This window comes from Chthonomonas sp., from assembly GCF_035294165.1.
GTDB lineage: Bacteria > Armatimonadota > Chthonomonadetes > Chthonomonadales > Chthonomonadaceae > Chthonomonas.
This window is the reverse complement of sequence record NZ_DATGLN010000071.1, coordinates 1-23060: the sequence shown is the minus strand read 5'-3', so window position 1 is coordinate 23060 and position 23060 is coordinate 1. Positions and strand designations below refer to the sequence as shown.

Below are 23060 nucleotides of genomic sequence, written 5' to 3'. Positions count from 1 at the left end.
TTTCAAGCCGCTTGATAGACCGCTCTCAAGTCGCGTATAATAGACACTATGAGCGCAGAGAACAACAGTACCGGTCAGTACGATTTTCGAGCCATAGAGCGCAAGTGGCAGCAGCGCTGGGAAGAGGCCCAACTTTTCCGCGTTGAGATTCGCCACGACCGCCCCAAATTTTATGGCCTTGATATGTTTCCTTACCCGTCGGGTGCCGGCTTAAGCGTGGGACATTGCCGTAACTACATCCCCTTAGATGTCGCTTGCCGTCTCAAAGTGTTGCAGGGCTACAACGTGCTGCACCCCATGGGCTGGGATGCTTTCGGGCAACCTGCAGAAAACGAAGCCATTAAACGCGGCCGCAATCCCAAAGAGATGGTACAGGAATACGCGGCCAACTACCGCCGTCAATTAAAACTCGTCGGCATCTCCTACGACTGGAGCCGCGAAATCAACTCCAGCAGCCCGGAATACTACCGCTGGACGCAATGGATTTTTCTGCAACTCTATAAAAACAACTTGGCCTATCGTGCAAACGCCCCCGTCAACTGGTGCCCGCAATGCAAAACGGTGCTGGCCAACGAAGAGGTTGTGAACGGTCGCTGTTGGCGCTGTGGCAGCCTGGTGGAAAAACGCCAGGTGCCTCAGTGGTTCTTTCGCATCACCGCCTATGCCGAAAAGCTGCTCGAGGGGCTTCAGCGCGTGAACTGGCCCGAAGGGGTAAAAGCGCTGCAGGCTAATTGGATCGGGCGCAGCGAAGGGGCCGAAATCGTCTTCCCCGTGGAGGGACATCCGGAGACCATTCCCGTCTTCACAACACGCCCCGATACGCTGTGGGGCGCAACCTTTATGGTGTTGGCGCCGGAACATCCTCTTGTAGATAAACTCACTACACCCGAATATCGCGCCCAGGTAGAGGCCTATAAAGAACGCGCCCAGCGTACCTCCGAGATTGACCGTCAAAACGTCGAGCGGGCCAAAACAGGGGTCTTCATCGGGTCTTATTGCATCAACCCTATCAACGGCGAACGAATTCCCATCTACATTGCCGACTACGTGCTCATGGGTTACGGCACGGGGGCCATTATGGCCGTTCCCGCTCACGATCAACGCGACTTCGAGTTCGCAAAGCGTTACGGCCTGCCCATCAGGCTGGTCTATCGCATCAGCGAGGAGCAGACGGCGGAAACCTTGACGGAGGCCCTGCCCGACGGCGGTACGATGGTAAACACCGGCCCCTTTGAAGGTTCGCCTAATACCAAAGAGACGATTGCTCGCGTTATCGCCTACCTAGAAGAGAGGGGCATCGGCCGCGGCGTTGTTACCTACAGGCTCCGCGACTGGTTGATCTCGCGCCAGCGCTACTGGGGAGCGCCTATTCCCATTATCCACTGTCCCGCCTGTGGCGAGGTGCCCGTGCCGGAAGACCAGTTGCCGGTGCTGCTGCCTCCGGTGGAGCGCTACGAGCCGACCGGTACCGGCGAATCGCCACTGGCAGGCATACCGGAGTTTGTCAATACCACCTGCCCGCGTTGTAATGGGCCTGCCCGTCGAGAGACCGATACGATGGGCGGTTCGGCCTGCTCGTCCTGGTACTATCTGCGCTTCGCCGACCCGCATAACGATAAGGAGGCCTTTAGCCAAGAGGCCGTACGCTACTGGTTACCCGTCGATCTCTACGCCGGCGGCGCAGAACACGCCGTAGGCCATCTGCTCTACGCCCGTTTCTGGACAAAGGCGCTTCATGATATGGGCTACCTGCACTTCGACGAGCCGTTCCTCACCTACCGTAATCAAGGGGCCGTACTGGCTTACACTCCCGGTCGAGAGGTGGGAAAAGAGGAGAGCGGCGAAGAAGAAGAGATCGGCGCCGATGAACCCATCGAGAACTGGAAAGTCCTCAAGCCGGAAGAGCGTGAGACGATTCCGCCCGAAAAGTGGGTCTGGCGTTGGGTACGTATGAGCAAAAGCAAAGGGAACGTAGTAACGCCCGATGAGATGGCTGAGCGCTACGGAAGCGATAGCCTACGTCTCTTCCTGCTTTTTGTGGCCCCCTATGAGGAGAATGTGCAGTGGTCTGATAAGGGCATGGAGGGCGCCCATCGGTTCGTCAACCGCATTTGGCGCATCTGGAACGAGCTGCGCCCTCACTACCGCGCCGACTGGCGCCAACATATGCCACCATTAGGCGAGTTGTCTCCCGCCGATCGCGCTCTGCGTCGAAAACTGCACCAAACGATTCGGAAGGTTGAAAGCGATATCGAGCATTTTCGCTTTAACACGGCGGTGGCGGCCCTCATGGAGTACACCAATGAGCTTTCCGCCTACCGCAATGCGGTGGCGAACCGAGAGCCAACACCGGTACAAGCTTATCTTATATCGGAGGCTTTAGAGACCCTACCCATCCTCTTCTCTCCCATCACGCCCCATATGGCCGATGAATGGTGGGAACGTTTGGGGAAAGAGGGGTTTACCTTCAACCAATGCTGGCCCGAATACGACCCTGAAGTCGCCAAAGAAGAGCAGATCACAGTGGTGGTGCAGGTTAACGGAAAGATTCGTGACAAGCTGCAGGTCTCTCCCGAAACCCCCTCTGGCGAGCTAGAGCGACTCGCGCTCGCCTCGGCCCGCGTGCAGAACGAACTGAACGGGCGCGTTCCTCAAAAAGTGGTCGTGGTGCCGCAAAAGCTCGTCAACATCGTGGTAAGCAAATAGAACGTCATGGACAGGAGGCGTAGGCGGCTCTAGGAAACCTTCTGAACCATTATCCTATCTTCAAGCAGTTCAAAGCCATCAAAAGAGCCATAGGTCGCAAGCACCCAAGCACGTAGCTCCTTCATAACGGTATCGTGAACCTCATCGGGAACGCGCCATAAGCGCGACCAGATACGCTTCTGCAAGAAGTCAACGGTTTGGCCAATCGGGGCTTGCCACTGCCATTGCAGATGTTGGGTATCCAAAACATCAACGGTCTTTCCTTGTTCTTTCAGCCACCGTGCAATTTCACTTGAATGGGCACCCTGATAGCCTGGGATCTCAAAGCGTCCTCTAAGTAGCTCATGGTACTGATGATGGATACGCGAATGCCCGCCCTGGTTCCAAACGAGCAGCAAAACCCCGTTGGGCTTGAGCACGCGAAACGCCTCGTGCAGGGCCTGCTGCCAGTCTGGAATGAGATGAAGAATGTGGGCCATAAGAACGGCATCGAAAGCCTGATGGGTTAGCCCAAGGGAGGTGAGATCGGAACGAAGAAGACGAATGGGTAGCGAGGTAGATGGCATTTTAGAGCGCAGTCTGGTCAGCATCTGTTCGGAAATGTCTACCCCCACCACCCGCACTCCGTGTACGGCCAAAGGCAGTGCAAAGCGTCCTGTGCCGGTAGCAGCGTCGAGCAGCAGGCTTTGTGGGGAGAGAGACGCGGCGCGGCAGAGGAAGGCGGCAATGCGGGTAGCGGCATCTGCAGGCAGATAGCGACTGGCATCGTAATCTTCGGCAACACGATCAAAGTTGATCGGCATGTTGGTGAATCTCCGCAGAGTATTTGGAGAGGCTCCTCTTTTAGCCGTTTCGATCATCCATTAGAAGCCTTTCCAACTCACTCTGTAGCTGTGCTTTGTCGGGCAGATAGAGCTGATATTTACTCACGAAGAGCTGGTTGTTGACGTTCTCGGTGGCATATTCTACCAGAATGTGGTCTCGATAGGCTCCCAATACGATGCCAATAGGAGGGTTATCGCCCTCGACGTTTTCCTCTCTTGCAAAGTAGTTTAAGTACATGTTCATCTGCCCGATGTCGGCAGGCTCTATCTCACCGCTCTTGAGGTCAATAAGTACAAAACACTTCAGAATGCGGTGATAGAACACCAAATCCACGTAAAAATGCCGGTTCGCCAGTGTGATCTTATACTGCCTGCCCACAAAAGCAAAACCCTTACCCAGCTCCAAAAGGAACAGCTCGAGGTTCTGAATAAGCTTCTGTTCTAAATCGCCCTCCACATAGGGCTGTTGAGGCTGTATGCCTAGAAACTCGAACACATAAGGGTCTCGGATTAGGTCTTCTGGCTGTTGTACCTCACTACCTTTTTGGGCGATCTCTAACACCTCCGCCTTGTCCTTACTCAACGCCAAGCGATGGAAGAGCATGCTTTTCATTTGGCGCTTTAGCTCCCGCACGCTCCAGTTCTCCTTCTCGCATTGCCTGGCGTAGAAACTTATCTCCAGGTCGCTGTCGGCCTTCAGAATCTCAAAATAGTGGCTCCAGGTCAATTGGTGAGACAGTGTCTCACTTTTTGGGAAGGCGAGGTAAAATTTGCGCATATAGACTAGGTTAGATCGGCTGAACCCCTTACCGAACTCAAGGGTGAGGTCTTTAGAGAGACGGTCGAGAAGTTCGCTACCGTACTCGGCCTTGATATTTCCGTTCTGTTCAAACTCCACGATATAGCGTCCGATATGCCAATAGGTCTGCAGCAAAATCGTGTTAACCGCTCGGCCTGTCTGCTCTCTCCCTCGGCGTAACAACGTACCGATTTGCTGTTTAAGCTGCTGATAATGCGCCGGGACTATCTCGTTATCCATCTCTTTCCTTTCTGTGGCTTCGCACTGTAGAATGCAGAAAAGATGATCGTTTCGCCTACTCTAAGGCTTGCAATGTCCCATCGGGACTTACTTGGCATTGTGCCTGCTTCTGTAAGGGGTACATAAAGAAATAAAAGGTTCCCATAGTACTCTCTGCTTTCACGGCGGTAACAAACGCTAGCAAGAGAAAAGAGTATAGGGAAACGGCGAACAGAGTCGCCTCGTTAAGAGGCCGACACTTAGATACTACGGGAACGAAACAAGCCTAGGTGCAGCGGTTCGATGGAGTCACCAAACAAACTCAATGCCCAGGAGAGGAGTCGAACCTCCAAGCCCTTTCGGGCACTGGTACCTGAAACCAGCGTGTTTACCATTTCACCACCTGGGCACAAGATTAAGACGAGCACAACCGGAAGACGTTTTTAGTATAACCAGATAGGGTAAAATTTGTCAAGTGGAATATCGGTGGCCGGGAGGGCAAAGTCCGCTTGATTCTAACTGTAACGCTCAATCCCTGTGTGGATAAGACCTATTTAGTAGAGGACTTTGCCATCAATAAACTTAATCGGCCTTCGCAGGCGCTTACCGTGGCCGGCGGCAAAGGGCTGAACGTGGCCAGAGTCTACACACGCCTAGGCGGTCAGGCGCTCGCAACCGGCCTGTTAGGCGGGCACAACGGGCATATCGTTCAAACCGCCCTTGCGGGTGAAGGCATCGCCCACGATTTCGTAGAGATCAGTAAGGCGACCCGACTCTGCATCAAAGTCGTAGATCCTCTGCACAAAACAGAGACGGAGATCAACGAGGTAGGGTCTACCGTTTCCGAACCGGAGATGGTTCGTTTCATGGAACATTTTGAACGTCTCTTGGCTAGCCGCCCTTTTACGATGGTGGCCTTCTGCGGTAGCTTGCCGCCCGGCATAGAAGTCGGCTGGGTGAAAACGATTTTGAGGCGTGCTCAACAGGCCGGAGCCAAAACCGTACTGGATAGCAGTGGTGCAGCACTGCACGAAGGGGTTTCGGCCGGCCCCTGGCTGGTAAAGCCGAACCGCGTGGAACTGGAGGAGCTTTGGGGGCATTCGATATCGAGCGTGGAAACGGCTCGATGCGCGGCAAGTGCGCTGCGGAAGAGATACGAAGTTGAAGTTTTTCTGTGTACGTTAGGGGCAGACGGTGCTCTGTGGATTACGGAAAAGGAGGCCTATCAGGTAAAGGCCCCGCCGGTGAATGTGATGAGCGCCGTTGCTTCCGGCGACAGTTTTTTAGCCGGCCTGCTATTGGCCTTAGAAAAGGGCGATTCCGTCGAGAACGCTTTGCGCCTGGCTGCCGGGGCAGGAGCCGCCAACGCCGAGGTTTTAGGTGCCGGCTTCTGCGATGCAGCCACCGTGCAGCGACATGCCCAACAGGCGCAGGTTTTACGGCTAGCGTAGTGGGGAGATAAGGAAAGATGCTTGCATTTCTAGATAGTCCGGTACAACTTATTGCCGTAGCGGTTGTGCTGCTGATCGTTTTTGGGCCTAACAAGTTGCCGGAAATACTGGGGCAGCTCGGCAAGGCCATGCGCGAGTTCCGGCGCTATACCTCCGAGCTAAGCAACACGTTGAATACGAGCTACTACGATAGCTCTTACCAACCAACCCGATACGACAGCTATGGCAACCCCATTCCGGATCAACAGAATAACAACAACGGCTATTCTAGCTCCTCGTATCGGCCACCGTACGACGGAGTGAACATGTATTCGGCCTACAGCAACATCAATGAGCCGCCAAAAGGCGATGCTGCCGCGCCCGCGTTGGCGCCGACCGAAGAGGAGAACGGCTCTCAAGGGATCACGGAGGGCGCCATGGGACCTTCGTTGCAGGAAAACCCGCAGGTTGCTATTCGACCGGCGGAAGGAACGGTGCCGCGCAAGGAGTAGATCGGGTTTGTGGCCGAAATGTGCCAAAATTCCGTAAACAAAATAGGCTAAGAACGTTGTGAAGAGGGGAATAGAGAGATGATCGCCAATATCTTTACGAATGACTGGGGATGGCTTATCGTCCTGGTAGTCATTGTGGTACTCTTCGGAGGCTCCCGCATCCCAGAGTTGATGCGAAACTTGGGCAGGGGCAAGCGCGAGTTCGAGAAAGGTCTCCGCGGTGAAGATGAGGATGACGAGCTGCGCCGGGAGCGCGAGCGAGAAGCCGAAATCCGACGCCGCGTTGAAGAAGAGATGCGACGTGAGGGGCATTAAAGCCCTTTCCATACACCAAATAAAGCCTTCATAGGAGATTGAAGAAGAAAACATGGCCATTGTGCATGGTTTGTTGGGTGTGCTTATCTTTGTGCTCTCGGTGGCGCTCATCTACGTCATCACCATTCAGGAGAGCAAAATTGATGGACTGCAGGGCCAGATAGGCTCGGCCTCTGTCTCGACCTTCAAAGGGAAAGCCGGCAAAGAGGAACTGCTGAACTCGATAACGGCACGGCTGGCAGCGGTCTTGTGCATCTGCTTACTGTTGTATGCCATTCTTGGGCGTTAGCTCCAAGCCATAAGAAGGTAGAAGCCGCATCGGTGGCTCCGTAGGAACCGCTATATATGGAGGGGCAGCAGAGCAGACGCCGTCAACGCCTTATTGAGCGACGGCTTAGTCTATCGGCTTGTGCGCTGCTGCTCTGTGTTTTTCTTCTGGTGTTTTTTGCCCGTTGGCGTGCCGAGATTCCGGCCAACACTCTGCTCGTCAACCAGGTTAGCGCCGATACCCTGGCCTTGTCGTTGAACATAGACATCGGCATTGCCCAGCAGATCGTAGCCTATCGCGAGGCACACCGCGGGTTTTCGAGCGTGAATACGCTGCTGGGTATACCGCTTTTTCCAAAGAGCCAATGGCCCTCGTTAGAGGAACGCCTTTCTGCCTCCCACCTCGATTGGCATACGGCCAACCCCACACAGTTCGCCGCCGTGCTCCACATCCCCTTCTTCCAAGCGGAACGACTTGTAGCCTTTCGCGATTCCCTGCTTACCCAGCTCTCCCCAGAGCGCGTGAGACGCCTCACTCCTCCGTTTCTCATCGAAAAAGCTACTCTATTAGACCCCACCGTCAAGCCGCTTCTAAAAAACTACCTCGTAAGGCGTCCCTCCACCGTTTTTTGGCACTTCTGGATCGTGGCCGGGCTGCTCTGTCTCCTTCTCTTTCTTCTACCCCCTTGGCTACGTAATCGCGGTCGGGTGTTCGGCGATCCGTTCCTGGTACCTTTGGCCATACTTCTATCCGGCTTTGGAGTAGCCCTCCTGTTTAGCCTTCGCGATCCCTTGCGCGACTCGGAAGACTATCTGCATCACGCCTACGGCATCCTTTTGGGAACGGTTCTGTTGGTTCTTTGCGCTCGAATTGCGCCGGAGCGACGCCGCCAGTGGCTGCAGCGCTATCGGTATCTGTGGGGGCTTGGGGCGGCCCTATTGCTGCTGCTACTGTGGCTCTTCGGCCGGGGGCCGGGCGGAGTTAGAGTAACCTTGCTTGGGTTTCAGCCCGTGGAGATCGTGCGCCTGCTGGTCATCTTCTTTCTTGCAAGCTATCTGGGCGAACGCGCCATCGATCTGGCGGAAAAGACCTCTAAAAAAAGAGGCCGCCAACTCCCTTCGTTGGCCGACCTCGGCCCCGTTGTGGTGCTATTCGGATTCACGCTGGTTCTTTTCTTAGTTATCAAAGACCTCGGGCCGGGGCTTTTACTTTTCGGAGCCTTTATTCTCATGCTGATGCTAACCACCGGAAACAACGGCTATCTTTGGAGTGGCCTTATCCTCATGGGCATCGGCAGCTATATTGGCTACCATTTCCGCATTGGGGTTTTTCCGGTCAGGGTGGATATGTGGCTGCATCCCTGGAAAAACGCACACCCTCAAGGAATGCAGCTCGGCCAGGCACTGTGGGCTTTCGGCTCCGGCGGGTGGAGTGGCACCGGCTTGGGGCTTGGCATGCCGCGCGTTTTGCCTCGCGGGGAAGACGATCTGGCCTTCGTGGCCTGGAGCGAAGAGGCAGGCTTCATCGGGGCTTTCCTAGTGGTGCTGGTCTTTTATGCGCTCATTGCGCGAGGACTAGCCATCGCTCGCCAGGCCGCAAACTCCACCGATCGGGCGCTCGCCTGCGGCCTTACCGCGATTTTGATCATGCAGGTGCTGCTTATTTTAGGAGGAGTCACCGGCCTTACACCGCTCACGGGCATTTCGCTTCCCTTCCTCTGTTATGGCGATAGCGCCCTCCTTTCCAGCTTTGTCCTCATCGGGCTATTGTTGGGCATCTCGGCGACGCCTCGCCGTGTAGAGGAGGCCGAGCCTTTACGTCCTGCACTGCTTTCCGTTTCCAAAAAGCTGGAGCTTGGAGTTGCCTTTTTGCTACTTAGTGTCATCGGTTTGGGACGATTAGGGCAGACAATGGTGTTCCAGGCCGATCTGTTTGCTACTCACCCCATCTACACACCCGATCGAGATGGCGTGGTGCGCGCCCACTACAATCCACGCCTATTGGCCATCGCAGAGCGCATTCCGCGCGGCACCATCTACGACCGGCAAGGCCGTGTTTTGGCCACCTCTCGCCCCACCGAGATATTGAAGCTTGTGCCCGACCGACAGCGCGCCGCACAGCTGATTGCACAACACAGCCGCTTCTACCCGCTTGGGCCGTGTGCGGCTTCCCTCATCGGCGTGGTGAACCCGGCAATAGGAGGCCCATCCGGCCTTGAAAAGGCGTACGACACCGTGTTACGCGGCTATAACCACCTCTCAGACCTTATCCAAGACTATCGCGCAAAAGACCTTCCGGGCTATCGCCCCCGCAGAGGCGGCGATCTGTACCTCACCGTGGATGCGGCCCTGCAGAGCATCGCCTACAATGCACTTGCCGCCGTGGCCGATAAGTTGAGCGGTAAGGGGGCCTTGGTCGTATTACAGCCGACGACCGGTGATGTGCTCGCAGCCGTAACGCTTCCCTCGTTCAATCCCAACGCACTCACTCCCATCTCCTATCATCAGACGCTTGTCATGGGGAATGGAGGCCCCCTCTTCGATAGAGCGCTTGACGGCTTTTATCCACCGGGTTCCACATTAAAGGTCGCCACAGCGGCCTGCGCGTTGGATCATCTCCCAAACGCCCTTCACATCGCCGTGCCCTGCAACCGAGTGGCCACGATTCGGTGGCACGTGGGGAAGAAGGTGTATTCGCGAACCGTTCACGATGATCCGCACGACCCTGCTTTCGGCACCATCACCATGCCTGAGGCGTTTCGGGTGTCGTCCAACATCTATTTTGCCACATTGGCCACCCGCATCGGGCCGCAGATGTTTCACGATAGTTTGCAGGAGGATATGGGGTTCAGCCATGTGCCCCCATTGACCGATTTCTACGCCGATTTGGCCGACCTCGGCTACGGTCAGGGACGCATGTTGGCCTCTCCGATGGAGATGGCCGTACTAGCCGCCTCCGTGGCTAACGAGGGCAAGCGCATGAAACCTCGCCTGGTGGCAAGCCTGAAGACGTTTCAACCAGGAGAGCGACGTGAAGAGTTGCCCCCAATGCAGGTGGGGCAGGCCATGACCGCCCAGACCGCAGCCACTCTCCAAGGGTTAATGCGCGGAGTGGTGACAAACGGTACGGCAGCGGGAATTTTTAACGATATCGCCGAGCCGGTGGCAGGAAAGACCGGCACGGCCCAAACGGGTATTTTAGGCGCCAAGCCCCATTCTTGGTTCATCGGTTTTGTTCGTCCCTATGCTTTTGCCTGCGTGATCGAAAACGGTGGCTACGGTCGTTCGGCAGCGGCTGTTGTCTGTCACAACTTTCTACGCCGCCTCTATTAGGCCGTCTGGGGCCGTGGATAAATTTTTTTTGCAAAATGATGCCGAAAATGTTGACAACAGGAACGCCGGTATGTTATAATGCTGTTAGCTCAACCGGTTAAGCGACTTGGAGGGACGCTTAAAAAGCAATGGCACGACGAATTACGATGCAGGAGATAGCGGAGAAGGTAGGCCTCTCTAAATCTACCGTCTCCTATGTGCTTAACGGCCGCGGAGATGCCGTGCGCATTCCCAAGGAGACGCAAAAACGCGTCTTCGAGGTGGCACGCTCGTTGGGCTACCACCCAAACGCCTTGGCGCGCGGGCTTGCCCATCAACGAACCTACACCATAGCCGTAGTCATGCAGTATCCCCTCCTCTTCGCAGGCTGGTCGGGGTTCACCAATGAGCTGCTGCACGGGGTCACAGACGCCGCCATCACCTTGGAGTACGACCTCATGCTGCATACGCGCAAAACCACACCGGATTGGCAGTGGGAAGAGCAAGATACCGTCTCCTCCGAGGCCGCTCGTCTCATGGATGGTCGTGTGGATGGGGCGCTTTTGCTGCGGGATGTGGACGACCCGCTTGCCGAGATTCTCTATGCGCACAACTTCCCTGCCGTCCTCATGTTTACGCACACCACCAAGCCGCACATCTGGTACGTGGATTGCGATAACACAACGGGCGCCGTTTTAGCCGTCGAGCACCTGCTACGTTTAGGGCATCGCAGGATTCTTCATGTATCTGGATCGCCCCATTCCGGTGCCGCTCAAGAGCGCATCGAAGGCTACCGTTGCGCCATGGAACGGGCCGGCATAGCCATAAAAGAGGAGTGGATTCAAGAGGCAACATCGCCAACAGCCGACTTCTCGCAGATCGCCGCCCTCTTTCAGCTCTCTGCCCAAGAGCGGCCAACGGCAGTGTTCGCCTGGAGCGACGATGTGGCCGTACGTCTCATGCAGATTCTGCGTTCGTTGGGGCTACGGATACCTCAGGACGTGGCTATTGTGGGCTTCGACTCCACCGGCATATGCGACCACGTGGAACCGCCCCTCTCCAGTGTGCGACAACCCGTCTACGATATGGCCCATAAGGCGGTTGAGCTGCTGCATGCGCGCTTGCGTGGAATGCGCGTAAAACAGTTTCAAATCCGGGTAGCTCCTACACTCGATGTTCGGCGATCGTGTGGGGCCTACTTGATGTCATGAGGGAGTGAGAGATGAAAAAAGAGATACATCCCGGCATTGTCGCCGCCATCGTGATCGTGCTTGTTGTGATCCTCGGTTTTTTGGCGCTTCGTATGTTTCACAGCCCTGCGGCAGGCAAGGCGCTAACACCACAACAAGCCGGGTTGGGCAAACCGGTTTTGCCCTCCATTCCGCCGCAACCGGCCCGCACAGGGCAACCTTAGAGCAAAAAATTTCTTTCCGTGTGCACATTCAAACCAAACTCAAGGAGATGAAACCAATGAAAGTCGTTTCTACCGCTAGGCAGCGTAGGCTCGGGCGATATGGGTTTACGCTGATCGAACTTCTCGTGGTTATCGCCATTATCGCCATCCTCGCGGCGATCCTCTTCCCCGTCTTCGCCCAGGCCCGCGAGGCGGCCCGACTTACAAGCTGTCTCTCTAACATGCGTCAGATCGGGCTGGGGATAACCATGTACTCCCAGGATTATGATGAGTTCTTACCGCTTGTGCGCGATGTCGACTCCACCTACATCGAGGGAAACTGGAAACACCTCATCAACCCCTACATCAAAAACTATCAGATATTCCGTTGTCCCTCCAACCCGGCCTCGCAGGTTTACGACGAATCGGCCGGTCCTACCACCCCGCCCTACAACCCCAACCTCCCGAAAACCTATCGGGGCTACTTCTACTATCGGGCCTTCTTCAAGTCCTCCGCGCCCATAGGCTCCGGCGATTGGTGGGCAGGCAACCAGTACAGCTCGGTTGCTTTCGACTATCCGGCCAATACGCTCATTGTGGGCGAGAACAAGGATGTCTATCCAGACTACGGCCCGTGGATGGCGGTAATACCCAACGTGGGGCCGAATGCTTGGGGGCCAAGTGGCTCGAACTGGGGTGCTAAACACCGTGGCAGCGACCGGGCGGTAAACCTTACCTTCATGGACGGCCATGCCAAGTTCACTACATGGGATGCCACCTGCCAACAATCTAATCCCGATGGCACCAATATGTGGGCCTATAACCCGACCAACATGAACTTCGGTGGCATGGACTTAAGCTGGCTCAATACCTTCTGCACAACCTTGCAGCAGACGGAAAGCAGCGGTCAACTGCAGTAAAAGTAAACCTGCACTTCAGGAAGGCTCCCTCGTCTCTCGTTGGTGGGAACCGAGGGAGCCTTCACTACTCAAAAAACAAGGAGGGCAAAACGTTTTGAGAGTTCCAAAAGGATATCTCTCCGCTATCCTACTCGGAGGGCTTCTGTTGATGCAGGGAAGACAAATCTCCGCCGCTCCACAACATACTACACCAAGACGATGGTTTACAGGCTCGTATCTTACCGATCCCCTATTAACCGAGGTAGAGCAACGGGCGTTTCGATTTTTCTGGGAACAGACCGATCCCAACACAGGTTTGGTGAAGGATCGCGCCAGCAACATAGGCCCCACAGACACCTACACTGTTGCCAGTATCGCCAGCACGGGCTATGCACTCGCCGCTTTGCCCATCGCAGTGCAACACCACTGGATAACGCCCCAGCAGGGCTATCAACGCGCCCTAGCGACGCTGCGCTTCGTTGTGAATCGCATGCCCAATGTACACGGCTGGTACTACCATTTCGTGGATATGCACACAGGCAAGCGGGTCTGGAACTGTGAGCTTTCCTCCATAGACACGGCACTGCTGCTGCTCGGGGCTTTGTCGGCCGGGGCGCAATGGCCTGGAACGGAAGTACAGCACCTTGCCAATACCCTATATGCCCGGCTTGACTGGCAATGGATGCTAACCAATGGAGGGCAGGAGCCACAAAAACAGGTGCTCTCTATGGGCTGGAAGCCAGAAAGCGGCTTTTTGAACGCCAACTGGGATAGCTACTCCGAGGGCATCATGCTCTACCTACTGGGGATCGGAGCCTCGAAGAACGCGCTACCGGTAGCCTGTTGGTGGGCGTGGAAACGCCCACGATATACCTATCATGGCCTCACCTCCTTCGTAGGAGGGCCTATTTTCCTGCACGAAATGCCCTATGAGTTCTTTGATTTTCGTGGTTGGCGCGACCGCGATGGGTGGGACTATTGGAGAAACGCCGCTAATGGCGTGAAGATCAATCGGCTGTTTTGTCTTGACCATAGGACGGAGCGCAAAACCTATGCCGCCGGCATGTGGGGATTAAACGCCTCCGACGGCCCAGATGGCTATAACGCCTACGGCGTGCCCAAGCCGGAAGACGGGACGGTCTCGCCGACCGGGGCCATCGCCGCCGTGCTTTTTGAACCAGACCAGGCCTGCGCCATCGCTCACGCCATGTACTCGCAGTTTCATGAGCGACTTTGGGGGCGTTACGGTTTTAGCAACGCCTTCAACCTGGATAGGAACTGGTTTGATAAAGATGTCATCGGTATTGATTTGGGTATGGCACTTTTAGGCATCGAAGATGCACGCACCGGTTTTGAGTGGCGACGTATCGCCGCTCTGCCCTCCACAAAACGAGTGTGGCTGCGCATCGGCTTCAGCCGAAACGATGTTACCAAAGGCAGATAGGCTCTACCCTGTCAAAGGCAAAAAGACGGCCACTTTGCTCCCAAATAGGAGGTCAGGCACGACTGGCCTGCTATAAGCATATCGCTTGCAAAAACGGGTAGGATGAGGCCTCCTACCCGTGGGCCCGGTAGACGATGCGCTTACGCCCCTAGAAGCCGTAATAGTATCCCTGATCCCCATAGAGGGTCTGAATGTAGCACACCTGACCGAGATGGTAGCACATGTTCCAGTAGGGACCAGTGATCCAGTAGGTCAAGGTGCCATTCTCACCCCACGGCAATTGCACCGGATCGTCGAGATGTTCGGAGGGGAAAGCCAGAATGGCATGGGCAAGTGACTCGGTCTCGGCCCGTAAGCGCGCCAGAGCTTTCTCTATGGTGTCAAACTCCATGCGAAATCGGTCGGACTGCTCCCGACTCCATTCGGGCTGGCGTCTTTCCGTGAGCGTTTTGGCGGCAAAGCCGTTCAAGTACGCGCACTCTTGAACCAGATCGAGCACCGTGCGGCCTTTATCCAGAGGGCTCCAGGTTTGTTTGTCGGGTGGGGTGGCCTCGGCATGGCGGATGAGGTCATCGGCCCCCTGCCGAACCAGTTTGGCAAACAGTTCTTGGATCGTCGGCATGTGCCTACTCCTTTAAGGAATGGATGTCACGTGACACTTCGCGTGGTCTGAAGCCAGTGGCTTCCCGTAGATACCCACAGCTACGCGAACAGGGTCTGGGTGGCCTTGTGCCTACCCCCTACTTGCGGCGGGCCGGAACCATGCGATTGTCAGAGCGACAGAAAATAGGATACAATAAAAAGTCGCTTTTTGTCGAGTAATTCCCAAAAATTTTTCTTCTCTCCCCAATGCTCCGCTAAACCGAGGCACATCGCGTGCCTTGCCCTCAGGCGAATGCGGTTATACCACCGGCAGGAGTTCCTCATCAGGTTGCCGAATTGAGCAGAGGAATGTTGAGGAAGTACGCTTTTATGCCAACTCAGAGGGTCAGGAGAAAACTTCGTGCCTCCCTTTTCAGCAGCCTCTTCCTGTTGGGGCTGACCTATATGGCACCATCCTCTCCGACCATAGCACAGGCTCAGAACGGCTTTCAGCCGCTTACCCCGGTGCGTCCCGCCTGCCCCGTGCGACTTGGAGGTGTTTTCACCATGGGCCTTGGTGCAGACAGAGACCCTTTGGAAGCCTCCGCGCAAAACGGTACAAAGCTTTCGTCCGACAGCGCCAAATGGATCGGGGACAACTGCGACGTCGTGGCCATTAGCCCAAACTGCTTAGAGCCGCAAACCTACCCTACCATTAGAAAAGAGCACCCACTTTTCAGCCCTCTCCTCTACGTCTACGCCTCCTGCCTATCGGAAAACCCCAACGCGGAAGGCAATGTAGGCGGTTGGACGCCGGCGATGGAGGCGCACGTGCTTACCGATGCTAATGGCAAAGAGATTCCCTACCCTACACCAGGAGGCCATTGGATGGATTTCGGTAGCATCGCCTGGGCGCATTTATGGCGAGATCGGGTGCTTCAGCTCGTTGGTCAATATGGAGCCGACGGCGTGGTGGCGGCCGAACTGCCCATCAACAACACATTCCTACCACAAACACCTGGCAAATATCCAAATTTTGCCGCCAGAGCCGAAGCCACCCTCCGTTGGCTTCGGGCAGCTCGCGCCAAAGGGAGGTTCTTTATGGTGCCGGAGGCCCTTGGATTCGATAGGCCTGCCGGCCACCCCACTCTTCCGCCCCCTCTCCAAGCCGACGCACCTGCCCTTAAAAATCGCCTCTGGGACGACTACTTTCCCTACATAGATGGAGCGTGGGTAGAAGATTGGGTTGAACCCTACTGGACAGGTAAACCGCTCCCAGAATCGGAGTGGGAACGCCAGCAGGAGGCCGCGGAACGCTATTCGCTGAACACCCTTTTCTTCATCGCTGCCGGGGCCTACCATAACCCTGCCGAACTGGAGTATGCCTTGGCCAGCTTTTTGCTGATCGAGCATCGGCAGGGCCGTGTCGCTTTTCAGCCGATGCCGCTCTACCCAGGCCAACGCAACGATGTCGGCTTTAGCCTTCGCATTATGCGCCAGGAAGTGGAACACTATTCAAACTACTTCAACGTGCCCCTCGGGCTTCCACTGCAAGAGCGTCACAAAGTGCCTACTACCGGTGGCATGGTGTGGCGCCGAACGTTCCAAAACGGAGCCGTCTATGTGAACCCCTCTGACACGCGCACCTTAACCCTCAACTTCGGCTCACCGATGCGGCGGCTTAACAATCACCTCGTTCGCAAAATCGTTCTGCCGCCTCACAGCGGCGCCATCCTTCTCTACCAGCCTCCAGGAGACTGACAATGGACAACAACGCTTGGCCGGTTCTCTCTCGTTATGCTCACGAACACACACAAGCTATTGCCCTTCCTGTCGGCGGCATCGGCACCGGGTTCTTCGCCCTCGGTGGCCGCGGACAGCTGACCGAATGGCAGCTTATGAGCCGCCCTAACCGCGGCTGGCGCCCACCCTATGCCCACCTGCTGCTTCGCACTCAGCGCAACATTGGGCAGCAAGAGGAGATCAAGTTGCGGGTGCTTGAGGCGCAAAGCGATGCCGATCTCGGTGCCGATTTCGGTGCCCCTGGCACGCTTATGGGCGTCGCCCGCTTTCCTCACGCTCGTTTTGAAGCCGCCTATCCTTTCGGCCGCGTGATTCTGGAAGATAAGAGCGATGTGCCGGTGCGCGCAGTCATCGAGGCCTTTAACCCGCTTATTCCCCACGACACCCCCAACTCCAGCCTCCCCTTCGGCCTTCTCACCATCACGCTTACCAACATCACTCCCCTGCCCGTTCATGCCACGCTCACCCTCCTGATGACCAACATCATCGGCACCGATGGCATCGTATCCGACCTAAAAGACAATGTTACGGAAACGGCTGAGGCCGCCGGCTGGCGTGGGATGAAGTTCTATAAAGCCCGTGAGCTGCGCACCGCCCAAAACGGCACCATGGCTTTCCTCACCGACGCACAGGAGGTGCACATTGCACGCCGTTGGCCCTTCCAGGGCAGTCCGTGGAATGGAGAGGCTTTGGGGATTATCGACTCGCTCCTTCAAACCGGTCGCTTACCCGATGCCGATCCGAACGTGCCCTGCCCCCCGTCGCCAAATGATACCTGGCATAGCTCCCTCACCATGGTGCTGCCACCTCTCGCTTCTAATGAAAGCCGCACCGTGCATCTCCTCATTACCTGGCACTTTCCGCTGCGCAACCTTCAAGAGGAGGGCTGGTGGTCACCTGAAGCAGGCCAAGACCCCATCCAAACCAACTGGTACGCCACCCAATTTCAGGATGCGCTGGACGTGGCGCGTGGTGTCATTCCACGCTTGCCGGATTTACGCGAGAAAACCATCGCATTCGTGAAGAGCGTTGTGGAGCATCCTGCTCCTCATGCATTACGCGAGGCAGCTCTTTTCAACCTCACCCCTCTGCGCACCCATACCTGCTTTCGGCTTGCCGACGGCACCTTCCTAGGCTGGGAGGGTTGCGCCGGCCAAAGTGGCTGCTGCATCGGCAGCTGCACCCATGTTTGGAACTACGAGGTTGCAACCCTGAGCCTTTTTCCAGACCTCCATCGAAGCATGCTCGAATCGCATCTTAACTACGGTGTTGTGCAGGATGGAGGCGAGCGGTTTCGTCTCTCTCTGCCCCTCATTAACCCGACCTGGTATGGCGCCGCTGCCGATGGGCAGATGGGGCTTATCGTTCGCGTCTACTCTCAATATCTCAACGATAAGGAGCACGACGGCGAAGCCTGGCTGCGAAAGGTCTACCCCACCGTAAAACGCATGCTGGCGTTTGCATGGCTTCCCGGAGGCTGGGATGCGGATAAAGATGGCGTGATGGAAGGCTCCCAACACAACACCTACGACGTAGAGTTTTTCGGTCCGAACCCGCTCTGCACCGGCTGGTATCTTGCTGCCTTAGAGGCGACGGCGCGCATGGCCGAGATCGTCGGCGATGCCGATTTTGCCAACACCTGCCGAGAGTTGCGTAAGAAGGGCGCCTATTGGGTAGATAACAACCTCTATAACGGCCAATACTATCAGCAGCAGATCACCGCCCCTCCCGCGCAGCCGGCCCCCATGACCGCCGTCACCGGTGAGTATCATAATCCCCATCCGCAGTTTCAACTCGGCGAAGGCTGCCTTATTGACCAGCTTGTGGGTCAATACCGTGCAAACCGCTGTGGGCTGGGCGATCTTCTGGATCGTTTCCACATTCGTCAAACGCTCGCTTCCATTTTTCAGTACAATCACCATGAGAGTCTGCGCGATCACTACAACAACATGCGCACCTTCGCCACGCCGGAGGAGGCCGGAACCGTTATCTGCTCCTACCCTCTCGGCCATCGCCCGGAACGCCCCTTCCCCTATTTTGGAGAGTGCATGACGGGCTTCGAATATCAGTTCGCCGTCCTGCTTCTGGACTATGGGATGCGCGATGAGGCCGTACGGGTTGTGGAGGCCGTACGCAATCGGCATGACGGCAAAAAACGCAACCCCTTCAACGAGCCGGAATGCGGCAGCTACTATGCCCGCAGCATGGCCGCTTGGGCGCTTCTCAAGGCGTGGGAAACTACCTCCAAGGCGATATAATATTTTTCAAAGGCAAACAACTATATGGCAACAGACGGCCCATCAAATTGGGGTTTTGAAGTGTGCTGCTCTATTCAAAAAATCGAAAGATTTCTAGGAACCCTTCATTTGCTCTCACCTTGTTTGGGGAAACGTGCCTCTCCCCAAGCTTTGCTTTCTTCATGTCGGCTTTTAACTCCTCCAAGCCTAACTTTCTTCAAGCGGAATCTCTCCCCAACAGAATGTGCAGTCTGCATTGTGAATTGTAACAACTTTAGCAATAAGCACATAAAGAGAATAGGTGATTTTCTTTAACTTGAATCAGCAAAAAGTTTATTTAATCGACTTGATTCACCAATACCGTATCGTGGCGTTCGCTCTCCACAGGTTCCGGATAGTCCAAAACGTAGTGCAGACCGCGGCTCTCATGCCGCTGCAAGGCCGATTCCACAATTAACCAAGCGACCTGGGCAATGTTGCGAGCTTCCCATAACGCCATGTCGGAAGCTAGCCCCACCTTAAGCAAATTTAAAGCCGCCTCTATCTGCTCCCGTGCCTGCAGCAGCCCGGCGGTCGTGCGTACAATGCCCACATTGCGTTGCATGATCTTCCTGATCCGTCGAACGACTTCTTGCCCCTCCGACACTGCCATCGGCTCCCCTAACTGCTCCTCTATCTCCGCAAAAGCCTCGTTCTTCTCTTCCTCCGTCAGCGGTTCAGAGGCAAACTGTAGGCTATGGGTTGCCGCCCGATGCCCAAAAACCATCGCCTCCAACAGCGAGTTAGAGGCCAACCGATTCGCCCCATGCACGCCTGTACAGGCCACCTCACCGGCAGCGTAAAGACGCCTAATGGGCGTGGCACCGTGAAGATCGGTGACAACTCCACCGCACTGGTAGTGTTGAGCCGGCGCTATGGGAATGAGATCGCGGGAGATGTCAATGCCCACCTCCAAACAGCGCGCATAGATGGTTGGGAAGTGGCTCTTAAGCTTCTCCTCAGGAATATGCCTGGCATCGAGATAGACACAGTCTACTTCACGCCGCTGCATCTCACTGACAATAGCCCTCGCGACCACATCGCGCGGCGCCAGCTCTTTCAGAGGGTGATAGCGCTCCATAAACGTCTCTCCATCCTTATGGCAAAGCTTTCCTCCCTCCCCACGCAACGCTTCGGTAATGAGAAAGGCACGTGCCTTAGGGTGGTACAGTGTGGTAGGATGGAACTGGATGAACTCCATATTGGCTATCGGGGCCCCAATGCGCCATGCCATCGCCACTCCATCGCCCGTGGCGACCTCCGGATTGGTGGTGTGTTCGTAAACTCGTCCGCATCCACCGGTTGCCAAAAGAGTGGCCCGAGCGCGGAAAGCAACATAATTCCCAGTCCCTTCATCCAGAGCCAAGACGCCAGCACAAACTCGATGCCCTCCAAGCCGGCGCACCAGCAGCTCACAGGCAAAGTAGTGTTCGAGTATCTCCACCGAGGGCTGCTTGCGCACGGCCTCCAGCAACGTCCGTTCGCACTCCCATCCTGTGTAGTCGGCCGTATGCACAATGCGATTCCGAGAGTGACCGCCCTCCCGCCCCAACGCCAATATCTCCTCGCCATCCGGGCCTATCTCCGTATTGAAACGGGCGCCTAAGGCAATAAGGTCGCGAATGCGCTCCGGCCCCTCGCATACCAAAATCTCAACCGCATCGGGATGGCAAAGGCCGGCACCGGCCACCAACGTATCGTTGCGATGAAGCTCCAAAGAATCGTCCTCACCTAAAGCGCCTGCGATACCCCCTTGCGCCCAACTGCTGTTTGCATCGGTGCGCGATTTCTTGGTCAATAGGGTAACGTGCCCATAGGGCGCCAGCCGCAAAGCGTAGGTTAGCCCGGCCAGCCCGCTGCCTATCACCAGATAATCCGTGTCAAGAACCTTCATCGTCCTCTCTCCTCAACCTAATAGAACGGCCCCGATCACTCTTCGAATCGGGTGCCTCCGTAAAGCACCCTCGCCCTCTTTTTGAAAATCAGGGATGCTCCTCGATCAAAGCCTTCGCCCCGTGTTCGAGCATCCTACGGGCCAACGTCGTCCCCACCTCCCTTGCACGAGAGCGAAGCCCGGCGTGCGTATCAAAGAGCCGCTGCCTTCCATCCGGGCTTATCACAACCGCATCGAGCACTACCCAATCCCCATCAAGATAGGCCGAAGCGCCCATCGGAACCGTGCAGCCACCGCCCAAAGCCGCCTGGAAGCTCCGCTCCGCCTCCAAGGTGCAGGCCGAGTCGGTGCAGTGCAACGTGGCAAAGAGAGCCATAAGGTCTGCTCTATCTGCCCTCGCTTCCACGGCTAAAGCCCCCTGCCCAGGGGCCGGCAGGCAGACCTCTTTAGGGAGAATCTGCGTGATCAGCCCCTCCCACTCCGCTCCCAGCCGATGGAGGCCGGCGTAGGCCAAAATCAGAGCATCGCACTGCCCCTCTTTCAATTTACGCAGGCGGGTATCGAGGTTGCCGCGCAGCTCCACAAACCGAAGGTCAGGCCGGATATAGGCCAGTTGTGCCCGCCGTCGAGCGCTGCTTGTGCCGATAACGGAGTCCTTCGGCAAAACCTCTAAACTGCAGGCCTCCCGCGCGATCAACACATCATTGGCGGCCTCCCGCGGCGGAATGCAGATAATAGAAAGACCGTCCGGCAGCTCGGACGGTAGGTCTTTCGCGCTATGTATGCCCACATCTATCGCACCCTGCAGCAGAGCCTCTTCTATCTCCTTCACAAACATTCCTTTGGTGCCCACCTGCGTGAACGGTCGGTCACGCTGCTTATCGCCGGTGGTTTCAATAACAACCAGCTCTACCTCAATCTGAGGATGAAGCTGTTGTAACCTATCCGCCACCCACCGGGTTTGTGTTCGTGCCAAGAGGCTGCCGCGGGTGCCAAACCGCACCTTTTGAACGGGCGTTTCCACAGGACTTCTTCTACCTCATCTTTTTCTACGCATCACATAGCCCAGAAGCTTCGCGGAGAGGCAACTAACGACTTAACTCATCACGATAGTCGTAGTGGCGCGTATGCGCTTCCTCTAGGTATGCTGCCAGCAGATCGATGGCGCCCTGAATGTCCTCCACGTGCGCCATCTCGTTTACCGTGTGAACATAGCGCACCGGCACCGAAAGCGTAAAGGAAGGCACTCCACCTCGGCTGCGTTGTATTCCACCGGCATCCGTGCCCCCTCTTGGCAGCATCTCCAACTGATACTTAATTTGCCGCTGTTCGGCCACATCGCGGAAATGGCGCACGAGCTTTGGATGGCAGATCAGGGAGGAGTCGACGATCTTGATGGCGACCCCCTCGCCCAAACGGGTCACCTGCTCCGATTCGGGAGCGCCGGGAAAATCAACCGCCAGCGTAACATCCAAAGCGATCCCAATATTCGGCTCTAGGGCGAAGGCCGCCGTGGTGGCACCTCTCAGACCCACCTCCTCTTGCGTGGTGGCTACCGCGAAGATATGGGCGGGCACGCGCTTTTCTAGTTTACGAAGGGCTTCGATCATCACAAAAACCATGAGGCGATCATCTAAGGTCTTGCTCACGACCATGTCGCCCATGCGTGTGCAGGCGCGATCCATCGTCACCATATCACCGATCTCCACCAACTCCTTCACCTTCTCACCGGGCAGGCCTAAATCCACAAACATATCCTCTATTTTTAAGGCCTTGTTGCTCTCCTCCGGTGTCTGCAGGTGCGGCGGTTTGGTGCCCGGCATCAGCACCCCCGGCAACCGCTGACCCGAACGACTGTGCACAAACACACGTTGCGACACTAGATTACGAGGGTCCCAACCACCTACCGGCAGAAGTTTCAGGAAGCCACGGTTATCAATATGCTTGACCATGAAGCCTATCTCATCCATATGCGCCGCGATCATCACGCGCGGCCCTCCCTCCTCACCGCGCCTGTGACCGATAAGATTGCCCATGGCATCTACATCGAGAGTGTCTACCAGAGGCCTAAGGGCTTCGGCCACCACTTGCCGTATCGGCTCCTCACGACTTGGAATCCCCGGTGTTTCGCATAGCGTTTTTAGCAGTTCGAAATTCAAGGGCTTTCCCCTGCCTTTCTTTGAAAATTTGAACTAATAGTACCCGCATTCAAGCGACGTACCCTATAGTTTGCCCTTTAGGACTCCGATAATAGAGGGGAAAGCCATCTCTGGCCTGAATCCTCCCACGGAGGCGATCCCATTCGATGCTCATTAGAGAGTATGAAGCCAACTCCCTAAAGGAGTGTCTCACGCAGATACGCAACGAGCTTGGCCCGGAAGCCAT

At 56.1% G+C, this 23060-nt stretch carries 18 protein-coding genes and 1 tRNA gene; 12 read left to right on the top strand and 7 right to left on the bottom strand.

Annotation, left to right across the window (positions count from 1 at the left end; translation table 11 throughout):
* Window positions 1-48 precede the first annotated feature (48 nt).
* A complete protein-coding gene (gene leuS, locus VKV29_RS03480) occupies window positions 49-2706 on the top strand; it encodes a leucine--tRNA ligase (protein ID WP_324199908.1) in 2658 nt (885 codons plus the stop codon).
* A gap of 29 nt (window positions 2707-2735) precedes the next feature.
* Here leuS and VKV29_RS03475 read toward each other — a convergent pair whose 3' ends face one another.
* The 3 genes from VKV29_RS03475 to VKV29_RS03465 form a co-directional block, all read right to left on the bottom strand.
* On the bottom strand, window positions 2736-3509 hold the full coding sequence (locus VKV29_RS03475; protein ID WP_324199907.1) for a class I SAM-dependent methyltransferase: 774 nt from the start codon (window positions 3507-3509) through the stop codon (window positions 2736-2738).
* 40 nt (window positions 3510-3549) lie between these two features.
* Complete coding sequence (locus VKV29_RS03470; protein WP_324199906.1) at window positions 3550-4569, bottom strand: PDDEXK nuclease domain-containing protein; 1020 nt, start codon at window positions 4567-4569, stop codon at window positions 3550-3552.
* Between the two features lie 305 nt (window positions 4570-4874).
* Window positions 4875-4957, bottom strand: a tRNA-Leu gene (locus VKV29_RS03465).
* A gap of 100 nt (window positions 4958-5057) precedes the next feature.
* Between VKV29_RS03465 and VKV29_RS03460 the strand changes: the two genes are divergently transcribed.
* From VKV29_RS03460 to VKV29_RS03420, 9 genes are all read left to right on the top strand, one after another.
* Entirely contained in the window at window positions 5058-5999 is a 942-nt protein-coding gene (locus VKV29_RS03460) for a 1-phosphofructokinase family hexose kinase (protein WP_324199905.1), read from the top strand.
* Window positions 6000-6016: 17 nt separating this feature from the next.
* On the top strand, window positions 6017-6490 hold the full coding sequence (locus VKV29_RS03455; protein ID WP_324199904.1) for a twin-arginine translocase TatA/TatE family subunit: 474 nt from the start codon (window positions 6017-6019) through the stop codon (window positions 6488-6490).
* Window positions 6491-6568: 78 nt separating this feature from the next.
* A complete protein-coding gene (gene tatA, locus VKV29_RS03450; protein ID WP_324199903.1) occupies window positions 6569-6805 on the top strand; it encodes a twin-arginine translocase TatA/TatE family subunit in 237 nt (78 codons plus the stop codon).
* A gap of 52 nt (window positions 6806-6857) precedes the next feature.
* Window positions 6858-7094: a preprotein translocase subunit SecG gene (gene secG, locus VKV29_RS03445; RefSeq protein ID WP_324199902.1), complete on the top strand. Its 237-nt coding sequence runs from the start codon at window positions 6858-6860 to the stop codon at window positions 7092-7094.
* Between the two features lie 56 nt (window positions 7095-7150).
* Window positions 7151-10405 carry an FtsW/RodA/SpoVE family cell cycle protein gene (locus VKV29_RS03440; RefSeq protein ID WP_324199901.1) on the top strand — a complete coding sequence of 1085 codons (3255 nt, stop codon included), beginning with the start codon at window positions 7151-7153 and terminating at the stop codon, window positions 10403-10405.
* 128 nt (window positions 10406-10533) lie between these two features.
* Window positions 10534-11595: a LacI family DNA-binding transcriptional regulator gene (locus VKV29_RS03435; protein ID WP_324199900.1), complete on the top strand. Its 1062-nt coding sequence runs from the start codon at window positions 10534-10536 to the stop codon at window positions 11593-11595.
* Window positions 11596-11606: 11 nt separating this feature from the next.
* Window positions 11607-11798, top strand: a complete 192-nt coding sequence (locus VKV29_RS03430) for a hypothetical protein (RefSeq protein ID WP_324199899.1) — start codon at window positions 11607-11609, stop codon at window positions 11796-11798.
* A 56-nt stretch (window positions 11799-11854) separates the two neighbouring features.
* Window positions 11855-12697, top strand: a complete 843-nt coding sequence (locus VKV29_RS03425) for a DUF1559 domain-containing protein (RefSeq protein WP_324199898.1) — start codon at window positions 11855-11857, stop codon at window positions 12695-12697.
* Between the two features lie 94 nt (window positions 12698-12791).
* Window positions 12792-14120: a glucoamylase family protein gene (locus VKV29_RS03420; protein ID WP_324199897.1), complete on the top strand. Its 1329-nt coding sequence runs from the start codon at window positions 12792-12794 to the stop codon at window positions 14118-14120.
* 148 nt (window positions 14121-14268) lie between these two features.
* Here VKV29_RS03420 and VKV29_RS03415 read toward each other — a convergent pair whose 3' ends face one another.
* Window positions 14269-14742: a hypothetical protein gene (locus VKV29_RS03415; protein ID WP_324199896.1), complete on the bottom strand. Its 474-nt coding sequence runs from the start codon at window positions 14740-14742 to the stop codon at window positions 14269-14271.
* Between the two features lie 350 nt (window positions 14743-15092).
* Between VKV29_RS03415 and VKV29_RS03410 the strand changes: the two genes are divergently transcribed.
* Window positions 15093-16463 carry a putative glycoside hydrolase gene (locus VKV29_RS03410; RefSeq protein ID WP_324199895.1) on the top strand — a complete coding sequence of 457 codons (1371 nt, stop codon included), beginning with the start codon at window positions 15093-15095 and terminating at the stop codon, window positions 16461-16463.
* Window positions 16464-16465: 2 nt separating this feature from the next.
* A complete protein-coding gene (locus tag VKV29_RS03405; RefSeq protein WP_324199894.1) occupies window positions 16466-18763 on the top strand; it encodes a GH116 family glycosyl-hydrolase in 2298 nt (765 codons plus the stop codon).
* Between the two features lie 316 nt (window positions 18764-19079).
* Here VKV29_RS03405 and nadB read toward each other — a convergent pair whose 3' ends face one another.
* From nadB to VKV29_RS03390, 3 genes are all read right to left on the bottom strand, one after another.
* On the bottom strand, window positions 19080-20675 hold the full coding sequence (gene nadB / locus VKV29_RS03400) for an L-aspartate oxidase (protein ID WP_324199893.1): 1596 nt from the start codon (window positions 20673-20675) through the stop codon (window positions 19080-19082).
* A gap of 88 nt (window positions 20676-20763) precedes the next feature.
* Window positions 20764-21699, bottom strand: a complete 936-nt coding sequence (hemC, locus tag VKV29_RS03395) for a hydroxymethylbilane synthase (protein ID WP_324199892.1) — start codon at window positions 21697-21699, stop codon at window positions 20764-20766.
* Window positions 21700-21763: 64 nt separating this feature from the next.
* Complete coding sequence (locus tag VKV29_RS03390) at window positions 21764-22834, bottom strand: M42 family metallopeptidase (protein ID WP_324199891.1); 1071 nt, start codon at window positions 22832-22834, stop codon at window positions 21764-21766.
* Between the last annotated feature and the right edge of the window lie 226 nt (window positions 22835-23060).